Source organism: Kitasatospora sp. NPDC088742 (assembly GCF_055584905.1).
Map to the genome: position 1 here is coordinate 389541 of NZ_JBVJLD010000001.1, position 15765 is coordinate 405305.

At 74.9% G+C, this 15765-nt stretch carries 16 protein-coding genes; 8 read left to right on the top strand and 8 right to left on the bottom strand.

Annotated features, from left to right (window positions below; all coding sequences use genetic code 11):
- The first annotated feature begins 177 nt into the window (after positions 1-177).
- Positions 178-954: a CHAD domain-containing protein gene (locus ACZ6ZR_RS01655; RefSeq protein WP_465638244.1), complete on the top strand. Its 777-nt coding sequence runs from the start codon at positions 178-180 to the stop codon at positions 952-954.
- 37 nt (positions 955-991) lie between these two features.
- On the opposite strand, the gene ACZ6ZR_RS01660 is transcribed toward ACZ6ZR_RS01655, so the two are convergent.
- Positions 992-1471: a hypothetical protein gene (locus ACZ6ZR_RS01660; protein ID WP_465638246.1), complete on the bottom strand. Its 480-nt coding sequence runs from the start codon at positions 1469-1471 to the stop codon at positions 992-994.
- A gap of 79 nt (positions 1472-1550) precedes the next feature.
- Between ACZ6ZR_RS01660 and ACZ6ZR_RS01665 the strand changes: the two genes are divergently transcribed.
- The 5 genes from ACZ6ZR_RS01665 to ACZ6ZR_RS01685 all read left to right on the top strand — a co-directional run bounded on the left by ACZ6ZR_RS01665 (position 1551) and on the right by ACZ6ZR_RS01685 (position 5515).
- On the top strand, positions 1551-2297 hold the full coding sequence (locus ACZ6ZR_RS01665; RefSeq protein WP_465638248.1) for a uracil-DNA glycosylase: 747 nt from the start codon (positions 1551-1553) through the stop codon (positions 2295-2297).
- Positions 2298-2439: 142 nt separating this feature from the next.
- On the top strand, positions 2440-2859 hold the full coding sequence (locus tag ACZ6ZR_RS01670; protein ID WP_465638250.1) for a YciI family protein: 420 nt from the start codon (positions 2440-2442) through the stop codon (positions 2857-2859).
- Positions 2832-4163 (top strand): RNA polymerase sigma factor, encoded by a 1332-nt coding sequence (locus tag ACZ6ZR_RS01675; RefSeq protein ID WP_465638252.1) that lies wholly within the window; start codon positions 2832-2834, stop codon positions 4161-4163. Before ACZ6ZR_RS01670 ends, ACZ6ZR_RS01675 begins: the two co-directional genes overlap by 28 nt.
- Before the next feature lie 69 nt (positions 4164-4232).
- Entirely contained in the window at positions 4233-5090 is an 858-nt protein-coding gene (locus tag ACZ6ZR_RS01680; protein ID WP_465638254.1) for a slipin family protein, read from the top strand.
- Complete coding sequence (locus ACZ6ZR_RS01685) at positions 5087-5515, top strand: CBS domain-containing protein (RefSeq protein WP_465638256.1); 429 nt, start codon at positions 5087-5089, stop codon at positions 5513-5515. Before ACZ6ZR_RS01680 ends, ACZ6ZR_RS01685 begins: the two co-directional genes overlap by 4 nt.
- Before the next feature lie 72 nt (positions 5516-5587).
- Here ACZ6ZR_RS01685 and ACZ6ZR_RS01690 read toward each other — a convergent pair whose 3' ends face one another.
- From ACZ6ZR_RS01690 to ACZ6ZR_RS01705, 4 genes are all read right to left on the bottom strand, one after another.
- Positions 5588-6001: a PaaI family thioesterase gene (locus ACZ6ZR_RS01690; RefSeq protein ID WP_465638258.1), complete on the bottom strand. Its 414-nt coding sequence runs from the start codon at positions 5999-6001 to the stop codon at positions 5588-5590.
- 73 nt (positions 6002-6074) lie between these two features.
- The gene (locus ACZ6ZR_RS01695; protein WP_465638260.1) at positions 6075-7346 is read right to left on the bottom strand and encodes a hypothetical protein; all 1272 of its coding nucleotides are present in this window, start codon (positions 7344-7346) and stop codon (positions 6075-6077) included.
- Between the two features lie 28 nt (positions 7347-7374).
- Positions 7375-8901 carry a S8 family peptidase gene (locus tag ACZ6ZR_RS01700; RefSeq protein ID WP_465638262.1) on the bottom strand — a complete coding sequence of 509 codons (1527 nt, stop codon included), beginning with the start codon at positions 8899-8901 and terminating at the stop codon, positions 7375-7377.
- A 41-nt stretch (positions 8902-8942) separates the two neighbouring features.
- Complete coding sequence (locus ACZ6ZR_RS01705; RefSeq protein ID WP_465638264.1) at positions 8943-11798, bottom strand: FAD-binding and (Fe-S)-binding domain-containing protein; 2856 nt, start codon at positions 11796-11798, stop codon at positions 8943-8945.
- A gap of 73 nt (positions 11799-11871) precedes the next feature.
- Between ACZ6ZR_RS01705 and ACZ6ZR_RS01710 the strand changes: the two genes are divergently transcribed.
- Positions 11872-12471, top strand: coding sequence for a hypothetical protein (locus ACZ6ZR_RS01710; RefSeq protein ID WP_465638266.1), 600 nt, complete (start codon positions 11872-11874; stop codon positions 12469-12471).
- Between the two features lie 55 nt (positions 12472-12526).
- Here ACZ6ZR_RS01710 and ACZ6ZR_RS01715 read toward each other — a convergent pair whose 3' ends face one another.
- The 3 genes from ACZ6ZR_RS01715 to ACZ6ZR_RS01725 all read right to left on the bottom strand — a co-directional run bounded on the left by ACZ6ZR_RS01715 (position 12527) and on the right by ACZ6ZR_RS01725 (position 15569).
- Positions 12527-13540, bottom strand: a complete 1014-nt coding sequence (locus ACZ6ZR_RS01715) for a glycosyltransferase family 2 protein (protein WP_465638268.1) — start codon at positions 13538-13540, stop codon at positions 12527-12529.
- 175 nt (positions 13541-13715) lie between these two features.
- Entirely contained in the window at positions 13716-14534 is an 819-nt protein-coding gene (locus ACZ6ZR_RS01720; RefSeq protein WP_465638270.1) for an aggregation-promoting factor C-terminal-like domain-containing protein, read from the bottom strand.
- 516 nt (positions 14535-15050) lie between these two features.
- The gene (locus ACZ6ZR_RS01725) at positions 15051-15569 is read right to left on the bottom strand and encodes a helix-turn-helix transcriptional regulator (RefSeq protein WP_465638272.1); all 519 of its coding nucleotides are present in this window, start codon (positions 15567-15569) and stop codon (positions 15051-15053) included.
- Here ACZ6ZR_RS01725 and ACZ6ZR_RS01730 point away from each other — a divergent pair.
- The gene (locus tag ACZ6ZR_RS01730) at positions 15523-15690 is read left to right on the top strand and encodes a DUF6223 family protein (protein ID WP_465638273.1); all 168 of its coding nucleotides are present in this window, start codon (positions 15523-15525) and stop codon (positions 15688-15690) included. The two genes, ACZ6ZR_RS01725 and ACZ6ZR_RS01730, sit on opposite strands and share 47 nt — an antisense overlap.
- The last annotated feature ends 75 nt before the right edge of the window (positions 15691-15765 follow it).

A 15765-nucleotide genomic window follows, 5' to 3' on the forward strand; every position in this document is an offset into this window, starting at 1 on the left:
CTCCGGTGGCGGGCGGTGGGTGCCGCTCCGGAGGCGGTCCTGCCTTGACGGTCCGTCGGCTCGGGGGATGGCCTGCCCCGTCCGCCGCCGCGGGCGCCCCCGTCGGCCGTCCCCGGGTGCGCCGCGCCCGGGGGCGGCGAAACCTGGAGGGGTCCGGTCGGGAGAGAGGTGAGGGCGGTGGCGGTGGAGCGCACGGTGGAGCTGTTGGCGGTGCGGGTGGCCCAGCAGGTGGTGGTGCTGTCCGGGCTGGAGCCGCTGGTACGGGCCGACGTCCCGGACGCCGTGCACCGGATGAGGGTCGCCGCCCGGCGGCTGCGCAGCGCGCTGCGCGAGTACGGCGACCCGGGCCGCGCCCTGGCCGCCGAGCTGCGCTGGCTGGGCGGCGCGCTGGGCGGCGCCCGGGACGCGGAGGTGCTCGGCGCGGCGCTGGCCGCCGAGGCGCTGGCCCTGCCGCCCGAACTCGGCCCCGAGGAGATCGCCGCCGAACTCGCCGCCTGGACCCGCCACCGCAGCGCCCTCGGCCGGGCCGCCGCCCTGGCGGCGCTGGACAGCCCGCGCTACCGGGCCCTGCTCGGCGACCTCGGCGAGCTGACGGTCCGTCCGCTGGAGGGAGAGGGCCTCCCGGAGCCGGCCGAGCTGGTGGCCGCGGCCAAGCGGCGGGTCCGCCGCCGCCTCAAGCGCGCCCGCAAGACCGCCGGAGCCGAGCGCGACCGGGCCCTGCACGAGGCCCGCAAGGCGGCCAAACGGGCCCGGTACCTCGGCGAGAGCCTCGGGGTGCCCCGGCTGGCGGGCCGGATGAAGGCCCTTCAGGACGTGCTCGGCCTCCACCAGGACTCGGTGGTGGCGCGCGCCGCCCTGCGCGAACTGGCCCGGGAGGGCCACGCCTTCGAGTACGGCGTGCTCTACGCCGGGCAGGCGGCGGTCGCCCGGGCGGTGGAGCGCCAGGTCTGCTGACGGTCACCACCTCACGGACCGTCAGCGGGGCGGCGGGTCAGTCGATCCCGAGCGGGCCGATGCCCAGGTCCTCCCGCATCAGGTGCCGCATCCGCGCCATCGCCTCGCGCCGCTCGGCCACCAGCGGCGCGTCGTCGGCCGAGCCGACGGCCACACCGCGGGCGTAGGCGTCACGGATCGCCCGCAGGCAGTGGAACGCCTCGTTCCCCGCCCGCACCACCTGCGGCGGGCCCACCAGCCAGAGGCGCTCGCTCGCCGTGTAGATGCCCGAGCGGCGCACGGCCTCCCGCACCGCCGCGTCGCGCGCCGACTCGGACATGTGGTCGCCCAGGGCGACGGCCCGCACCTCCTCGCCCGCGGCCTTGAGCGCGGACACGTACTCGGTGTACGCCTCGCGCCGCACCTCCAGGGCGTGCCGGGTCGACTCCCGCCGCCACCGGTTGCGGTCGGCGACCAGGGTGGCGGCGATGCCGATGCCGGCACCGGTCAGCGTGGAGAGCAGGGGCATCCAGTCCATGGGGGACAGCTTGTCGAAAGCGGTCCGCCGCCGCTGCCGAATTCTGACGGCCGGTCAGCAGCACTCTAGGATTCGGGCCATGCACCCCGCCGAGGCCCGCTCGCTCCCCGATCTGGCCACCCTGGACCGCGAGGTCACCCACTGCCGGGCCTGCCCCCGGCTGGTCGAGTGGCGCGAGGAGGCCGCCCGGGTCAAGCGCCGCGCGTACCAGGACTGGGACTACTGGGCCCGTCCGGTCTCCGGCTTCGGCCCGCCGGACGCCGCGCTGCTGCTGGTCGGCCTCGCGCCCGCCGCCCACGGCGCCAACCGGACCGGCCGGATCTTCACCGGTGACCCCTCCGGCGATGTCCTCTACCGCACCCTGTTCGGCCTTGGCCTGGCCAACCGCCCGGAGTCCGTGGTGCACGGCGACGGACTGGAGCTGTACGGCGTCCGGATCACCGACCCGGTCCGCTGCGCGCCGCCGGAGAACAAGCCCAGCACCGAGGAGCGTGACACCTGCCGCCCTTGGATCGCACGGGAGTTGGAGTTCCTGCGCCCCACCGTCCGCACCGTGGTCGCGCTCGGCGGCTTCGCCTGGCAGGCCGTCCTCCCGGTGCTCGCCGAGGCCGGCTGGCAGATCCCGCGCCCCCGCCCCAAGTTCGGCCACGGCGCCGTCGCCGACCTCCCGGCGGCCGACGGCGGCCCGCCGCTGAAGCTGGTCGGCTGCTACCACGTCAGCCCCCGCAACACCTACACCGGCCGCCTGACCACCTCCATGCTCCGCGAGCTGCTCGCCGAGGCGGCCCGCTCGGCGGGGCTGGAGCCCGTGGAGCAGCGGACCTGACCCGCCCGGCGGTGACGGCCTCCGGGCGGGCGCGGAGGAATTCCGGAAAACTCTTCGCGTCCCGTGTCGATCCGGCGCCGTGCCGTTCGACCTGTGGTGGAGAGGGGCGGGAAGCGGGCCCCGTGAACGAGGAGAGACGACGATGGCGAAGTACATGCTGATCATGCGCGGCACGGACGAGTCGACCGCGAAGATGATGGAGACCCCGTTCGAGGAGATGCTCGAGACCGTGGGCCGGTTCAACGAGGAGCTGATCCGGGCGGGCGTCCTGGTCGCGGCCGAGGGCCTCGACGACCCGGGCCAGGGCGTGGTGGTGGACTTCAGCGGGGAGACCCCGGTCGTCACCGACGGCCCGTACGGCGAGACGAAGGAGCTGTTCGGCGGCTTCTACCTGATCGACGTCGCCTCGAAGGAGGAGGCGGTGGAGTGGGCCAAGCGGCTGCCGGCCTTCCCCGGCTCGAAGTGCGAGGTCCGCCGGGTGCCGGGCATCGAGGAGTTCCCGCAGGACAACGAGTGGATCGTCAAGGAGCGGGCGTGGCGCGAGCAGACCGGCCAGATCTGACCGGCGCGGCCGAGGGCGGCCCGCCCGTCGCCGAGTCGGCGCGGCGGGCCGTCGAGGCGGTCTGGCGGATCGAGTCGCCGAGGATCGTCGGGGCGCTGACCCGCTACACCGGGGACTTCGCGCTGGCCGAGGACATCGCCCAGGAGGCCTTGGCGGAGGCCCTGGTCAGCTGGTCGCGGGACGGCGCCCCGGCCAACCCGGTCGGCTGGCTGCTGGCGACCGCGCGCCGGCGGGCGATCGACGGCTTCCGTCGGAAGTCGGCGCTGAACGAGCGGTACGCCCTGCTGGCCGGTGAGCTCGGCGACGGCGAGTTCAACGCGGGCGCCGCGGGCGCGGGCGGCCAGGAGGACCAACTGCCGTGGGATCCCGACCGGGTGGAGGACGACGTCCTGGCGCTGGTGTTCACCGCCTGCCACCCGGTGCTCGCCCCCGAGGCCAGGGTGGCGCTCACCCTGCGGGTGGTGGGCGGCCTGTCCAGCGAGGAGATCGCCCGGGCGTTCCTGGTGCCGGTACCCACCGTCCAGGCCCGGATCACCAGGGCGAAGAAGACCCTGGCCGCGGCCCGGGTCCCCTTCGAGCTGCCGTCCGCCGCCGAACGGCCGGCCCGGCTCGGCGCCGTCCTCAGCGTGCTCTACGTGATCTTCACCGAGGGATCGACGGCGACGGCCGGCGAGGACCTGCTGCGCCCCGGCCTCGCCTACGAGGCGGTCCGTCTGGCCCGTACGCTCGCCGCCCTGCTGCCCGCCGAGCCGGAGGTGTCCGGGCTGCTCGCGCTGCTGGAGCTGACCGCCGCGCGCTTCCCGGCCCGGACCGGGCCCGACGGGGAGGCGGTGCTGCTGGAGGACCAGGACCGGCGCCGGTGGGACCGGTCGGCGATCCGCCGCGGCCTGGCGGCGCTCGGCCGGGCCGCGGCGGCGGGGCGCGGCCTGGGGCCGTACGGCCTGCAGGCAGCCATCGCGGGGTGCCACGCGCGGGCCGACTCGGTGGCCGGGACGGACTGGGAGCGCATCGTGCTGCTGTACGAGGCGCTCGGCAGGGTGGCCCCCTCGCCGGTCGTCGAGCTCAACCGGGCGGTGGCCGTCGCGATGGCGGGCGAGCCGCAGCGGGCCCTGGGCCTGGTCGACGACCTGGCCGTCTCCGGCCGCCTGTCGGGCTCGCACCTGCTGCCGACCGTGCGCGGCGAGTTGCTCGTCCGCCTGGGCCGGACCGCCGAAGCCCGGGAGGAGCTCGCGCTCGCCGCGCGGCTGTGCCGCAACGACCGTGAACGGGCCGTGCTGCTGCGCAAGGCGGCCGCGCTCGGGTAGGCCGGCGGGCGGGCCGGAGTAGCGTGGGAGGCGGGTCCGCAGGATCGGCCTGCCGAGGTGACGGCCATCATGATCGTGCTGGGTGTGGTGCTGGCGGTGCTGGTGCTGGCCGCGTTGCTGAGCGGGTCGGGGGCCCGGGTGGTGCAGCAGTACCAGCGGGGAGTGGTGTTCAGGTTCGGGCGGGTGCGGGAGGAGATCCGGCAGCCGGGCCTGGCGCTGATCGTGCCGGTGATGGACCGGATGAAGCGGGTCAACGTCCAGATCATCACCATGCCGATCCCGGCGCAGGAGGGCATCACCCGGGACAACGTGACGGTGAGGGTGGACGCCGTCGTCTACTTCAACGTGGTGGACCCGGTCCGGGCCACGGTCAACGTGCAGGACTACGAGTTCGCCATCTCCCAGGTGGCGCAGACCTCGCTGCGCTCGATCATCGGCAAGAGCGAGCTGGACGACCTGCTGGCCAACCGGGAGCCGCTGAACCAGGGGCTGGCCCTGATGCTGGACAGCCCGGCGCTGGGCTGGGGCATCCAGATCGACCGGGTGGAGATCAAGGACGTGGCGCTGCCGGAGTCGATGAAGCGGTCCATGTCCCGGCAGGCCGAGGCGGAGCGGGAACGGCGGGCCCGGATCATCACCGCGGACGGCGAGTACCAGGCCTCGGCCCGGCTGGCCGAGGCTGCGACGATCATGAGCCGGGCCCCGGCGGCGCTCCAACTCCGGCTGCTGCAGACCGTGGTGGAGGTCGCGGCGGAGAAGAACTCGACCCTGGTGCTGCCCTTCCCGGTGGAGCTGCTGCGGTTCCTCGACGTGGCGACGAAGGAGAAGGAGGCCGGTGCGGGCGGCGGCCCCGGTGCGGGCGGTGGCGAGGCTCCGGAGGGCGGCTCAGGATGGGAGGGGACCCGAGGTCAGGAGGCCGGATCGTGAGTATGGCGAGAGACATCATGCACCCCGGCGCCGAGTGCGTCCGGGAGCACCAGACCCTGGCCGAGGCGGCCCGGATCATGAAGGAGCGGGACGTCGGAGCGCTGCCGATCTGCGGGGAGGACGAGAAGCTGCTGGGCATCCTCACCGACCGGGACATCGTGCTCCGGTGCGTGGCCGACGGGCGCGACCCGGGCTCCGTGACGGCCGGTGAACTCGCCCAGGGCAGGCCGATGGTGGTGGAGGCCGACGAGGACACCGAGCAGGTGCTGCGGGTGATGGAGCAGTACCGGGTGCGGCGGCTGCCGGTGATCAACCACCCCGAGCACAAGCTGGTGGGCATGATCAGCGAGGCCGACATCGCGCGCGGGATGCCGCAGGAGCGGGTGGCGGAGTTCGTCTCCGCGATCTGCGCCGAGCCGGACTGAGGAGCAGGTGAGCAGGCGTCAGGGCGCCGGTCCGTCCCCGTGGACGGACCGGCGCCCTTCTGGCGTGCCGGGTCAGCCCGGGAAGGCGTAGACGGTGGTGGCGTGGGCGGCCACCGCCTCGGTGCCCTCGGCGGTCAGGGTGACGTCGAGGAAGGCCAGCCGCCGGCCGAGCTTGGTGATCCGGGCCTCCACCAGGACGTCGGCGCCGAGCACCGCGCGCTGGAAGGTGATCGACTGCTGGGCGGTGGTCATCGGCCCGAAGCCGCCGAGGGCGGCGGAGACGGCGATGACGCTCGCGGTGTCGGCGGCGGCCATCAGGGCCTGCCCGGAGAGCCCGCCGCCCTCCCGGGCGAGCTGGTCGGACCACGGCAGCCGGAGCACCGCGTGCCGCTCGCCCGTCTCGGTCACCGACAGGCCCAGGGCCTGCACCCAGGGCGCGAAGTGGTCGGCCAGGATCTTGTCCGCCTCGGCGGTGGTGATGGTCACCGGGCCATTGTGGCGTCCGGGCGGGCCCGCACGCCAGGGACCGGCGGCAGCCGTGGAGGACGCTGACGGGCGGTCAGGCGGCGAGCGCCACGCCCGTGGTGGCTCCGGCGAGGGCGGCCCAGACCACCTCGGGGTGCTTGATGTCGCTGTGGGCGCCGGAGAACGGCGACTGGTCCTCCTTGATCACCTCGTCGCCCCGGAGCCGGTAGAAGTGCCCGGCCCGGAGCGGGTACGGCTGCCCGGCCGGCCGGAGGTCGAACTGCTCGGCCCCGCCCTGCTGGAAGCCGTCGTGGCCCATGCCGCCCCAGCGGTAGGTGAGGTCCGAGGCGGCCTGGTCGTCCTCGTTGTTGAGCAGCGAGGCCGCCGGGTACCACCAGCCGACCGCCCGGTCGCCGAGCGAGAAGGTGGAGAGCAGCGGGCCGGCCACCCGGTCGAAGTACGGGGCCAGGAAGCCGCTGTGGCCGGTGTCCACCGGGATCGGGGCGGCGAAGGAGAAGTGCGAGAACGCGCCCTGGACCAGCAGCAGCGAGGCGACCGGGCTGCCGATGCCCTCGGGGAGGCCGGGCAGCGCGAAGGAGACCAGCCGGGCGCCGAAGCTGTGGCCGATCAGGTGGACCCGCAGCCCGCCGTTCGTCGAGCGCGCGCACTGGCCCAGCAGCGGGCCGAGCCCGTCGCGGCCGACCACCCCGGCCCGGTTCTTCATCTCGTAGTAGCTGGCGGTGCGCAGCGCCTCCCGGGCGCCGTGCCAGAGCACCTTGAAGGGGTTGGGGATCCCCTGGGCGTCCCCCTGCTCGCTGGAGAGCCCGGCCAGTGCGCTGAACACCTCGCCGGTCGGCTTCTCCAGCACGGCCTGCTGACCGCTGTCCTCGTCGGCCAGCGAGGGCGAGGTGACCAGGCCGGCCACCAGCTGGTGGCAGCGGCTCAACTGCTCGGCGCTCTCCGGCTGTTGCTCCAGCAGCGCGGTGACGGCGGCCAGCTTCTGCTGCTCGGCCGGGGCGAAGGCCGGGCCGAGCGCGGTGGCCAGTTCGGCCGGGGTGGAGGGGTCGGAGGGGGTGTCGGGGGCGTCCTCGGGGAAGAGCAGCGAGGGCCAGTACACCCCGGCCACGCCCACCTTGCCCTGCCAGGACGGGGCGAACGCGGCCAGCTGGCGGGCGAGTTCGCCGAAGGTGTAGGAGTAGAGCGCCCTGGCTCCGTCCTCCGAGTTGTTCCAGCCGTGGGAGAAGACGAACAGCTCCCGCACCCCGCTGCCGGGCAGGCCGGCCACCAGGCCGTCGTCCGACAGCAGGGTCCCGTCGCGGTCGAACCGGACCTCCCAGTACGGGAGTCCGGCAATCGGTGCAGCCATGGTGCGGTCAACTCCTCTTCGCGGGTCGCTAGACGGCGGACATCACACGCATCAGGTCGAGCAGGCCGTGCCCCTCCAGGTAGCGGTCGCGGCCGAGCGAGGTGGCGTTGGCGCAGAACAGCTCCTTGACCTCGCGCGGGCGGCCGGTGAACTCCGGCCGGACGGAGAGGAAGGCGGCGACCGCGCCGGAGACGTGCGGGGCGGCCATCGAGGTGCCGCTCAGTTCGGTGTAGACCGCCGTGCCCGGACTCCCGGGCGGCAGCAGGGTGGTGAGGTCGCCGAGCAGGGATCCGGTCGCGCAGGAGGTGATCCGCTCGCCCGGGGCCAGCAGGTCGGGCTTGAGGCGGCCGTCCAGGGTCGGCCCCTTGGAGGAGTTGTAGGTGACCCCGTACTCGTGCGGGCGGTCGCGGTGGGTGGAGCCGACGGTGATCGCGCCGTCCGCGTTGCCCGGGTCGGTGATGGAGGCGAGCACGCCCCGGGTGTCGGTGCCGCCCTCGCCGGGCAGCCGGGTGCCGAAGCCGCCGTTGCCCGCGCTCACCACGACCACCACGCCGCTGGCGGCCAGCAGGTTGACCTCCCGGCAGACCGGGCTCTGGCCGCAGGCGTACTCGCTGGCGTCCCAGGGGCAGCCCAGGCTGAGGTTGACCCCGTGCACCACCAGCAGCCGGCCGCCGGTGTTCACCTTCTCGCGCAGGTAGTAGAGCGCCTCGATCACCGCGCTGGACGAGGTGACCAGCGAACTCCCGCGCTGCGCCAGCACCTTGAGGCTCACCAGCTTGGCGCGTGGGGCGATGCCGCGCAGCGTCCGGCCCTCGGCGAGCTCCCGGGTCTTGCGGATCGGCAGGCCGCCGACCTGTTCCAGCCGGGTGATCAGCGGGATGGTGCCCCCGGGTAGGGCGCCGGCGATGATCCCGGCCACGTGGGTGCCGTGGCCCGCCGGGTCGGTGAGCGGCTGGTCGAGCGCCCCGACCGATTCGTCGCCGGGTACCAGGGCGGTGAAGTCCCGGTGCAGGGAGGCGACTTGACCGCTCAGTGTGCCGCTGGCGAAGTGCGGGTGGTGCTCGTCGATGCCGCTGTCCATGACCGCCCAGACCACGCTCTCGCCGCTGGCCCCGTAACAGCGGGCCACCGCGTCGGCCTTGATGGTGGAGACCGAGCGGTCGATGTGCGCCTCCAGCGTGTAGTCCGGCCAGACCCGGAAGACGGTGGGGCGCGGGGACTCGCGGTCGCGGCGCAGCAGGGCCTGGATCTCCTCGGGGTTGAGCAGGCAGCGCAGGAAGCTGGCGGCGATCCGGACGGGCACCCGCTCGGTGGAGAACAGCTCGGCGTACAGGTTCAGGAAGGCCGTCCGGGTCAGCTCGGTGTCCGGGTCCCGGGTGAGGTCCACCTCCACCAGCACCGGGCTGCGGTCGCCCGCCATCACCGGCACCACGTGCTCGCGGGTCGAGGACGGGGTGGAGGGCTGCAGGATCGGTCCGACCTGGCTCCGGGACGGGTCCACCTGGCTCCGGGACGGGTCCATCCGCATCCTGACCACCTCCCGCGGCGGCGTCACGGTACTCCCTCGCTCCACCATGCGCCCGCCCGCGGGGGCTGTCATCCGGGGTCGGAACGGAGCGCCTCCAGCAGCAGTTCGGCCAGGTGGACGGCGCGGCGGCCGCCGCCGAGCTGGGCGATCTGGGTCCGGCAGCTGAAGCCGTCGGCCAGCAGCACCGTCTCCGGGGCGGCGGCCCGGACGGCCGGGAGCAGGACGCGTTCGGCGGCCGCGGTGGAGACCTCGTAGTGGCCGCGCTCGAAGCCGAAGTTCCCGGCCAGGCCGCAGCAGCCGGAGTCGAGGACCTCGTTGTGCAGGCCGAGCCGGGCGTCCAGGCGGCGGTCGGCGGCGGTGCCCAGCACGGCGTGCTGGTGGCAGTGGGTCTGGGTGATCGCGTGCACGCCGTCCAGCCGGGGGAGCTCGACCTCGTCCAGGTCGAGGAACTCGGCCAGGGTGCGCACCCGCCCCGGGACGTCCCCGGCGGCCGGGCCGAGCAGCCGGGGCAGCTCCTCGCGGAGCGCGGCGGTGCAGCTCGGATCGAGCCCGACGATCGGCAGGCCGGGCGGCAGGGCGCGCAGGCTGCGCCGCAACACGGCCCGGGCGACGCCGAGTTGGCCGGTGGAGTACCAGGTGAGGCCGCAGCAGACCGGGCCCTCGGGCAGCCGGACGGAGTACCCGAGGTGCTCCAGCAGCTCGACGGCGGCCCGGGCCGGGGCCGGGTCCAGGTGGTTGGTGAAGGTGTCCGGCCAGAGCAGCACGGGGGTGCCGGCGGCCTTGGGCCGGGCCCGGTACCAGCGCTCGAAGCTCTGCTCGGCCAGTGGCGGCAGCGGGCGGCGCGGGTCGATGCCGCCGAGGCGCTTGAGCAGGGCGGCGGCGGGAGAGCGGAAGAGGCGGTTCACCAACTTCGGTGCCACGGCGGCCCGCAGGGTCAGCGGGAGCCAGCCCATCGCGTAGTGCGAGCGCGGGCGCAGCCGCCGGCGGTGGTGCTGGTGCAGGAACTCGGCCTTGTAGGTGGCCATGTCCACGTGCACCGGGCAGTCGCTCGCACAGCCCTTGCAGCCCAGGCAGAGGTCCAGCGCCTCGCGGACCTCCTCCGAGCGCCAGCCGTCGGTGACGAGTGCCTCCGGGGCGGGCACCAGCTCGCCGCGGAGCATCTCGGCCAGCAGCCGGGCGCGGCCCCGGGTGGAGTGCCGCTCCTCCTCGGTGGCCATGTAACTCGGGCACATCACGCCGGTGGTGGTGTCCACGCACTTGCCCACCCCGACGCAGCGGTGCACCGCCTTGAGCAGGCTGCCGTCGTCCCGCTCGTACGGCAGCGCCAGCGGCAGCAGGTCCCGGCCGGGGAAGCGCAGGTCGGCGTCGAGCGGGCGCGGGTCGACCAGGGCGCCCGGGTTGAGCAGGTTGGCCGGGTCCCAGATCCGCTTGAAGTCGCCGAACAGGGCGATCACCTCCGGCGGGTACATCCGGGGCAGCAGCTCGGCCCTGGCCTGGCCGTCGCCGTGCTCGCCGGAGAGCGAACCGCCGTGCGCCACCACCAGGTCGGCCGCCTCCGTCATGAACTCCCGGAACAGCGGCAGCCGTTGATGGTCCGTCAGCGGGAAGTCGAGGCGCAGGTGGATGCAGCCCTCGCCGAAGTGCCCGTACGGGACGCCGTGCAGGCCGTGCCGGGCCAGCAGGGCGCGCAGCCCGCGCAGGTAGTCGCCGAGCCGCTCCACCGGCACGGCGGAGTCCTCCCAGCCCGGCCAGGCCTCGCCCCCCGAGGGGGTGCGGGTGACGATCCCGGCCCCGGCCTCCCGGACGGCCCAGAGCTGGCGCTGCTCGGCCGGGTCGGTGACCACGGTGACGCTCGCCCGGCGCTCCCGGCGGACGGCCTCGGCCAGCTCCCGGGCGGCGGCCAGTGCCTCGGCGGGGGTGGCGCCGCCGGTCTCCAGGAAGAGCCAGCAGCGGCCCTCCGGCAGCCGGTCCATTGCCGCCGGGCGGGGCCCGGCGGCGAGCAGCGCCTCGACCAGGTCGGCCGCCATCCCCTCGGCGGTCAGCGGGCGCAGCGGCAGCAGGGCGGGCACCGCGTCGGCGGCGGCGGTCTCGTCCGGGTACCCGGCCACCACCAGGGCGGTGGCCGCCGGGGCCTCGACCAGCTTCACGGTGGCGCCGAGCAGCAGCGCGCAGGTGCCCTCGGTGCCGGTCAGCGCCCGGGCCAGGTCGTGGCCGCGCTCGGGCAGCAGGGCGTCCAGCGGGTACCCGGAGGTGCGGCGGGGGAGCGTCGGCATCCCCTGGCGCAGCACCGCGAGCCGGGAGTCCGTCAGGTCCTGGAGCGCGCGGTGCAGTTCGCCCTCCCGGCCGGGGCGCTCGCGCAGCCGGGTGCGCTCGGCGGGGGTGAGCGGGCCGGTGACGGTCAGTTCGGTCGAGTCGGCGAGCAGCAGGTCCAGCGCGTGCAGGTTGTCCGAGGTGCGGCCCCAGGCCAGCGAGTGCGAGCCGCAGGAGTCGTTGCCGATCATCCCGCCCAGGGTGCAGCGGCTGTGGGTGGACGGGTCGGGCCCGAAGCGCAGCCCGTACGGGCGGGCGGCGGCCTGGAGGGTGTCCAGCACGGTGCCCGGCTCGACGGTGGCGGTGCGGGCCTGCGGGTCGACCTCCAGCACCCGGCCGAGGTGGCGGCGGAAGTCCAGCACCACCGCGCCCGGGCCGATCGCCTGGCCGCCGATGCTGGTGCCCGCCCCGCGCGGCACGATCGGCACCCCGTGGGCCCGGCAGAGCGCGACGGCGGCCCGGACGTCGTCCAGGCCGGCCGGCTTGACCACGCCCAGCGGCGGATGGCGGTAGTTGGAGGCGTCGTGTCCGTAGACGGCGCGCTCGGCGGTGGAGAAACGGACCTCGCCGCGGAGCTCTCGGCGCAGGGCACGGGCCAGGTCGGCAGTCGGCATGGCACCGATCATTCCAGCAACTGCCCCACCCCGGTGGGAGGTGATGCCATGTCATGTGGCACCCTGTGGGGCCATGAGCGATCTTGAGGAGAACCCTTACATCGCAGGGCTGCCCTTCGGCCAGGACCTGCCCGTGCCCGAGGCCGCTTCGTGGGAGATCTTCCCGCTGGCCGGCGAGCTGACCGTCAAGCACCTGGAGCCCTTGGTGCTCCCCGAGCCGCCCCGGCACGGCGAGGACGGCCCGGAGAGCTGCGACGAGTGCAAGCGCCCGGACGAGTCCTTCCTCTGGACCGACGAGCACTGGCGCCTGACCGCCCTGCGCGAGCCGGGCTCGCTGCCCGCCACCCTGCTGCTCTTCCCCCGCGCCCACCACGACCTGGCCGACCTGCCGTCGGAGCGCTCGGCCGAGATCGGCCCGATGCTCCAGCGGATCGAGCGGGCGGTCAAGCGGATCGGCGGGATCGGCCGGGTGCACGTGAACCGCTGGGGCGACGGCGCCGCCCACCTCCACCTGTGGCTGCTGGCCCGCCCCGAGGGCATGCTGCAGCTGCGCGGCAGCTTCCTGCCGCTCTGGGACGAGGTGCTCCCGCCGGTCGGCACCGAGCTCTGGGCGGCGCACAACACGGTGATCGCCGCCGCGATGGCGGAGGACGGCGGCACCGCGCACGTCTGACCGTCCGTCCGGCCGGGCGGGTGGCCGCCCGTCTCGCGGCGTCGGTGTCGGGCCGTCAGCGGCGGCCCGACACCGCCGTGCGGGCGATCTGGCCGAGCTTGGCCACCTCGAAGGCCGGGTAGGCGCCGTTCGCCAGCAGGGAGAACTTGACGCCCTCCCGGCCCGCGGGCCGGCGGTAGCCCTCCGGCAGGTGGGCACGGTACGCCTCGGCCGCGCGCTGGAAGAACTGCGGGCGCTCGGCCCGGTCCACGCAGCCGGCCAGGTCGAAGACGAACAGCAGGTGCCGCACCATCCGAGTGAAGAGCGGCGCCCGGAACGGCTCCAACTCCGGCTTGCCGTCCAGGAGTTCGAAGCTGCTCTGGTACTGCTCGAACAGGTCGAAGTGGCTGCTGCCGGGCGAGCCGGTCGGGTGCACGGTGTGCCGGCGGCGGATCCGCACGCACTCGCGCTCCAGCACCGCGACCCGGCGGGCCGTCAGCATCGCCTGGTGGACCACCGGGATCTCCTCGTAACTGCCGTCCGGGAAGGGCGGTATCAGCCCCCGCCGGATCAGCCGGTCCCAGACCAGCGGCGGCGCGCCCAGCAGCTCGGGGTGGTCCAGCGGTCCGAACACCCCGTGCCCGGCCCCGGCCCGGGCCGTGGCCAGCTCCGCCAGCAGCTCGGCCGAGCCGCCGGGCCAGACCCGGCCGCGGTGCTCGCGGTCGTGGCCGAACATCAGCACGTCCACCGGCCCGGTCTCGGTCAGCCGCTCCGCCAGCACGCCGAGCGCGTCCGGGTCGAGCAGGTGGTCGCTGTCCAGGAAGAGCAGGTACTCGCCGACCGCGCGGGCCGTCCCCGCGTTCCGGGCCCGGCCGATGCCGACCGCCGCGTTCAGCCGGAGCATCCGCACCCGCGGGTCGCGCAGCTCGTACGCGGCCGCCACGCGCTCGGGGGAGTCCGGGGAGCGGTCCACGACGAGGAGCACCTCGAAGTCGCGCAGGGTCTGCGCGAGGAGGGAGTCCAGACAGTCCGTCAGCTGGTGCTGCCGGTCGTAGACGGGGAGCACCACGGAGATCAGCGGGTTGTGCATGGCCGGAGGCTAGGTGTGCGTACACGGCCAGGCAAAGGTTGGAAAAGCCGCATAGCGGGAGATCACCGGGCAGAGCCGGAGCAACGTGCCCAGGATCTTCACTGCCTCCGCACGGAAGGACGCCGGGCGGTCACCCTCGGTTCAGGGTGACCGCCCGGCGGTGGTTGATCGGGGATCAGTACCAGTTGTGGGACTGCCAGAAGCTCCACGCGGCGCACGGGCTGCCGTAGCGCTCGTTCATGTAGTCGAGGCCCCACTTGATCTGGGTGGCGGCGTTGGTGCGCCAGTCCGAGCCGGCCGAGGCCATCTTGGAGCCGGGCAGGGCCTGGACCAGGCCGTACGCGCCAGAGGAGGCGTTGGTCGCGCTGACGTTCCAGCCGCTCTCGCGCTCGACGATGTTGCTGAAGCACTGGAGCTGGCCGGCCGGGACGATCTGCGCGGCGATCTGCTTCGGCGAGCCGCTCGGGGCGGCCAGCGCGCTGCGCTGCTGGCTGCGGGAGGCGGCCTCGGAGTCGGCCTTGGCCTTCGCGTCGGCGGCGGCCTTGGCGTCGGCGGCGGCCTTCGCGTCCGCCTTGGCCTTGGCGTCGGCCTTCGCCTTGGCATCGGCGTCGGCCTTGGCCTTCGCGTCGGCCTGGGCCTTGGCCTTGGCGTCGGCGTCCGCCTTGGCCTTCGCGTCGGCGGCGGCCTGGGCCTGCTGGGCGTCCTGGGCGGCCTTGGCGTCGGCGGCCGCCTTGGTGTCGTCGTCGGCCTTGGCCTGCGCCTGGGCGGAGGCCTCGGCGAGCGCCTTGGCGTCGGCCTCGGCGGTCCGCTGGGCGTCGGCGGCGGAGCTCGCGGCGGCGGCCGAGACGGAGGCGGCGGCGGCCTGCGGGGCGGCCTGGGCGTTGCCGGTGTCCTGCGGCAGCGCCAGCGCGAGGGTGGCGGAGCCCGCCACGGCGAGGGTGGCGACACCGGTGATGAGGGCGTTGCGGCGGTTCTTGGGGAGCGGGAACTGCATGGAGGTGACGACCTCTTCCGTCGGGCGGCCGCACCGGGCACGGGGGTACCGCAGGACGTGTTCGGGGGAACAGTCAGCGTGCCGTGCGTCGGCGGCCAGGGCGCTCCGGGGTGAGCCGGGGCTGGCGGGGGAGGGCGGGACCGGGCCTGCTGGACCGACCGCGCTGCCTTGTGGACCTGGCCATTCTTGGCAGACCGCTCCGGCGGTGGCAAAGACCCCTGAAACGACTCCCGGTAGTAGATGCGGCACCGCGCCGGACCCCCGCCGGGCGCCCCGGAAAGCGTTGCCCGGGCCGCTCCCGGCCTCGGATCCCGACCCTCGGCACCCCCTGGGCCAGCACGGTTCCCGGCCCCGGGCGGGCTGCGGGCACGGGTCGGAACGGCATAAGGGCGCTTACCCCGGGTTTATCTCCTACGCAGGGCAGTAGACCCGCCGGAGCGTGTGGGCGGCCTCACAGGGGCGGGCCGCCGAGGTCGGCGCAGCGTGGCCGGCCGGTCACCGCCGCGGCCGTGGAGATCACGGGCCGCCAGGAGTGACCAGTCCGGATTCGTAGGCCAGCACCACGAGCTGGGCCCGGTCCCGCGCGTTCAGCTTGGTCATCGCGCGGTTGACGTGGGTCTTCGCCGTCAGAGGGGTGATCTCCATCCGTTCGGCGACCTGATCGTTGGACAGACCGTGGGCGACCAGCGCGACGGCCTCGCGTTCGCGGGCGGTCAGCTCCGCCAGCGCCGCGGCGGCCCCGGGCGCGACCGGCGGCGGCTGCGCCACGTAGCGCTCGATCAGCCGCCGGGTGATCGAGGGAGCGAGCAGGGCGTCCCCGCGCGCGGCGACCCGGACCGCGTGCAGGAAGTGGCGTTCGACCCGGACGGTGGCGGTGGCGGCCCCCGCGTGGCGGGCGACGTTGGTGAGGGACTCCTGCACGATCCGGTAGAAGGTGATCGGGCGGAGCAGGCGCGGCCCGGGGCGGCCCGGGGCCGTGGCGGTGGTGGTGGCCGGGCTGCTCGCGGCGGTCGCCGGCGGAACGGTGGCGGTCACGGCCGAGGGCGGCCTGGGCACCGGCAACGGGCTCGGCGGCGGCGTGGTGGCCGTCCTGCTCGGGCCGGCCGGAGCGGTGCTCGGCCGACTCGCCCTGACGCGCGGCCGTCCGGCCCGATGAGCGGTCCGGGCAACTGACGCGGCGCGCCGGGCCCGTCGCCCCGTCGTGGACGGTCGTCGAGGGCAGCCCCGGGTG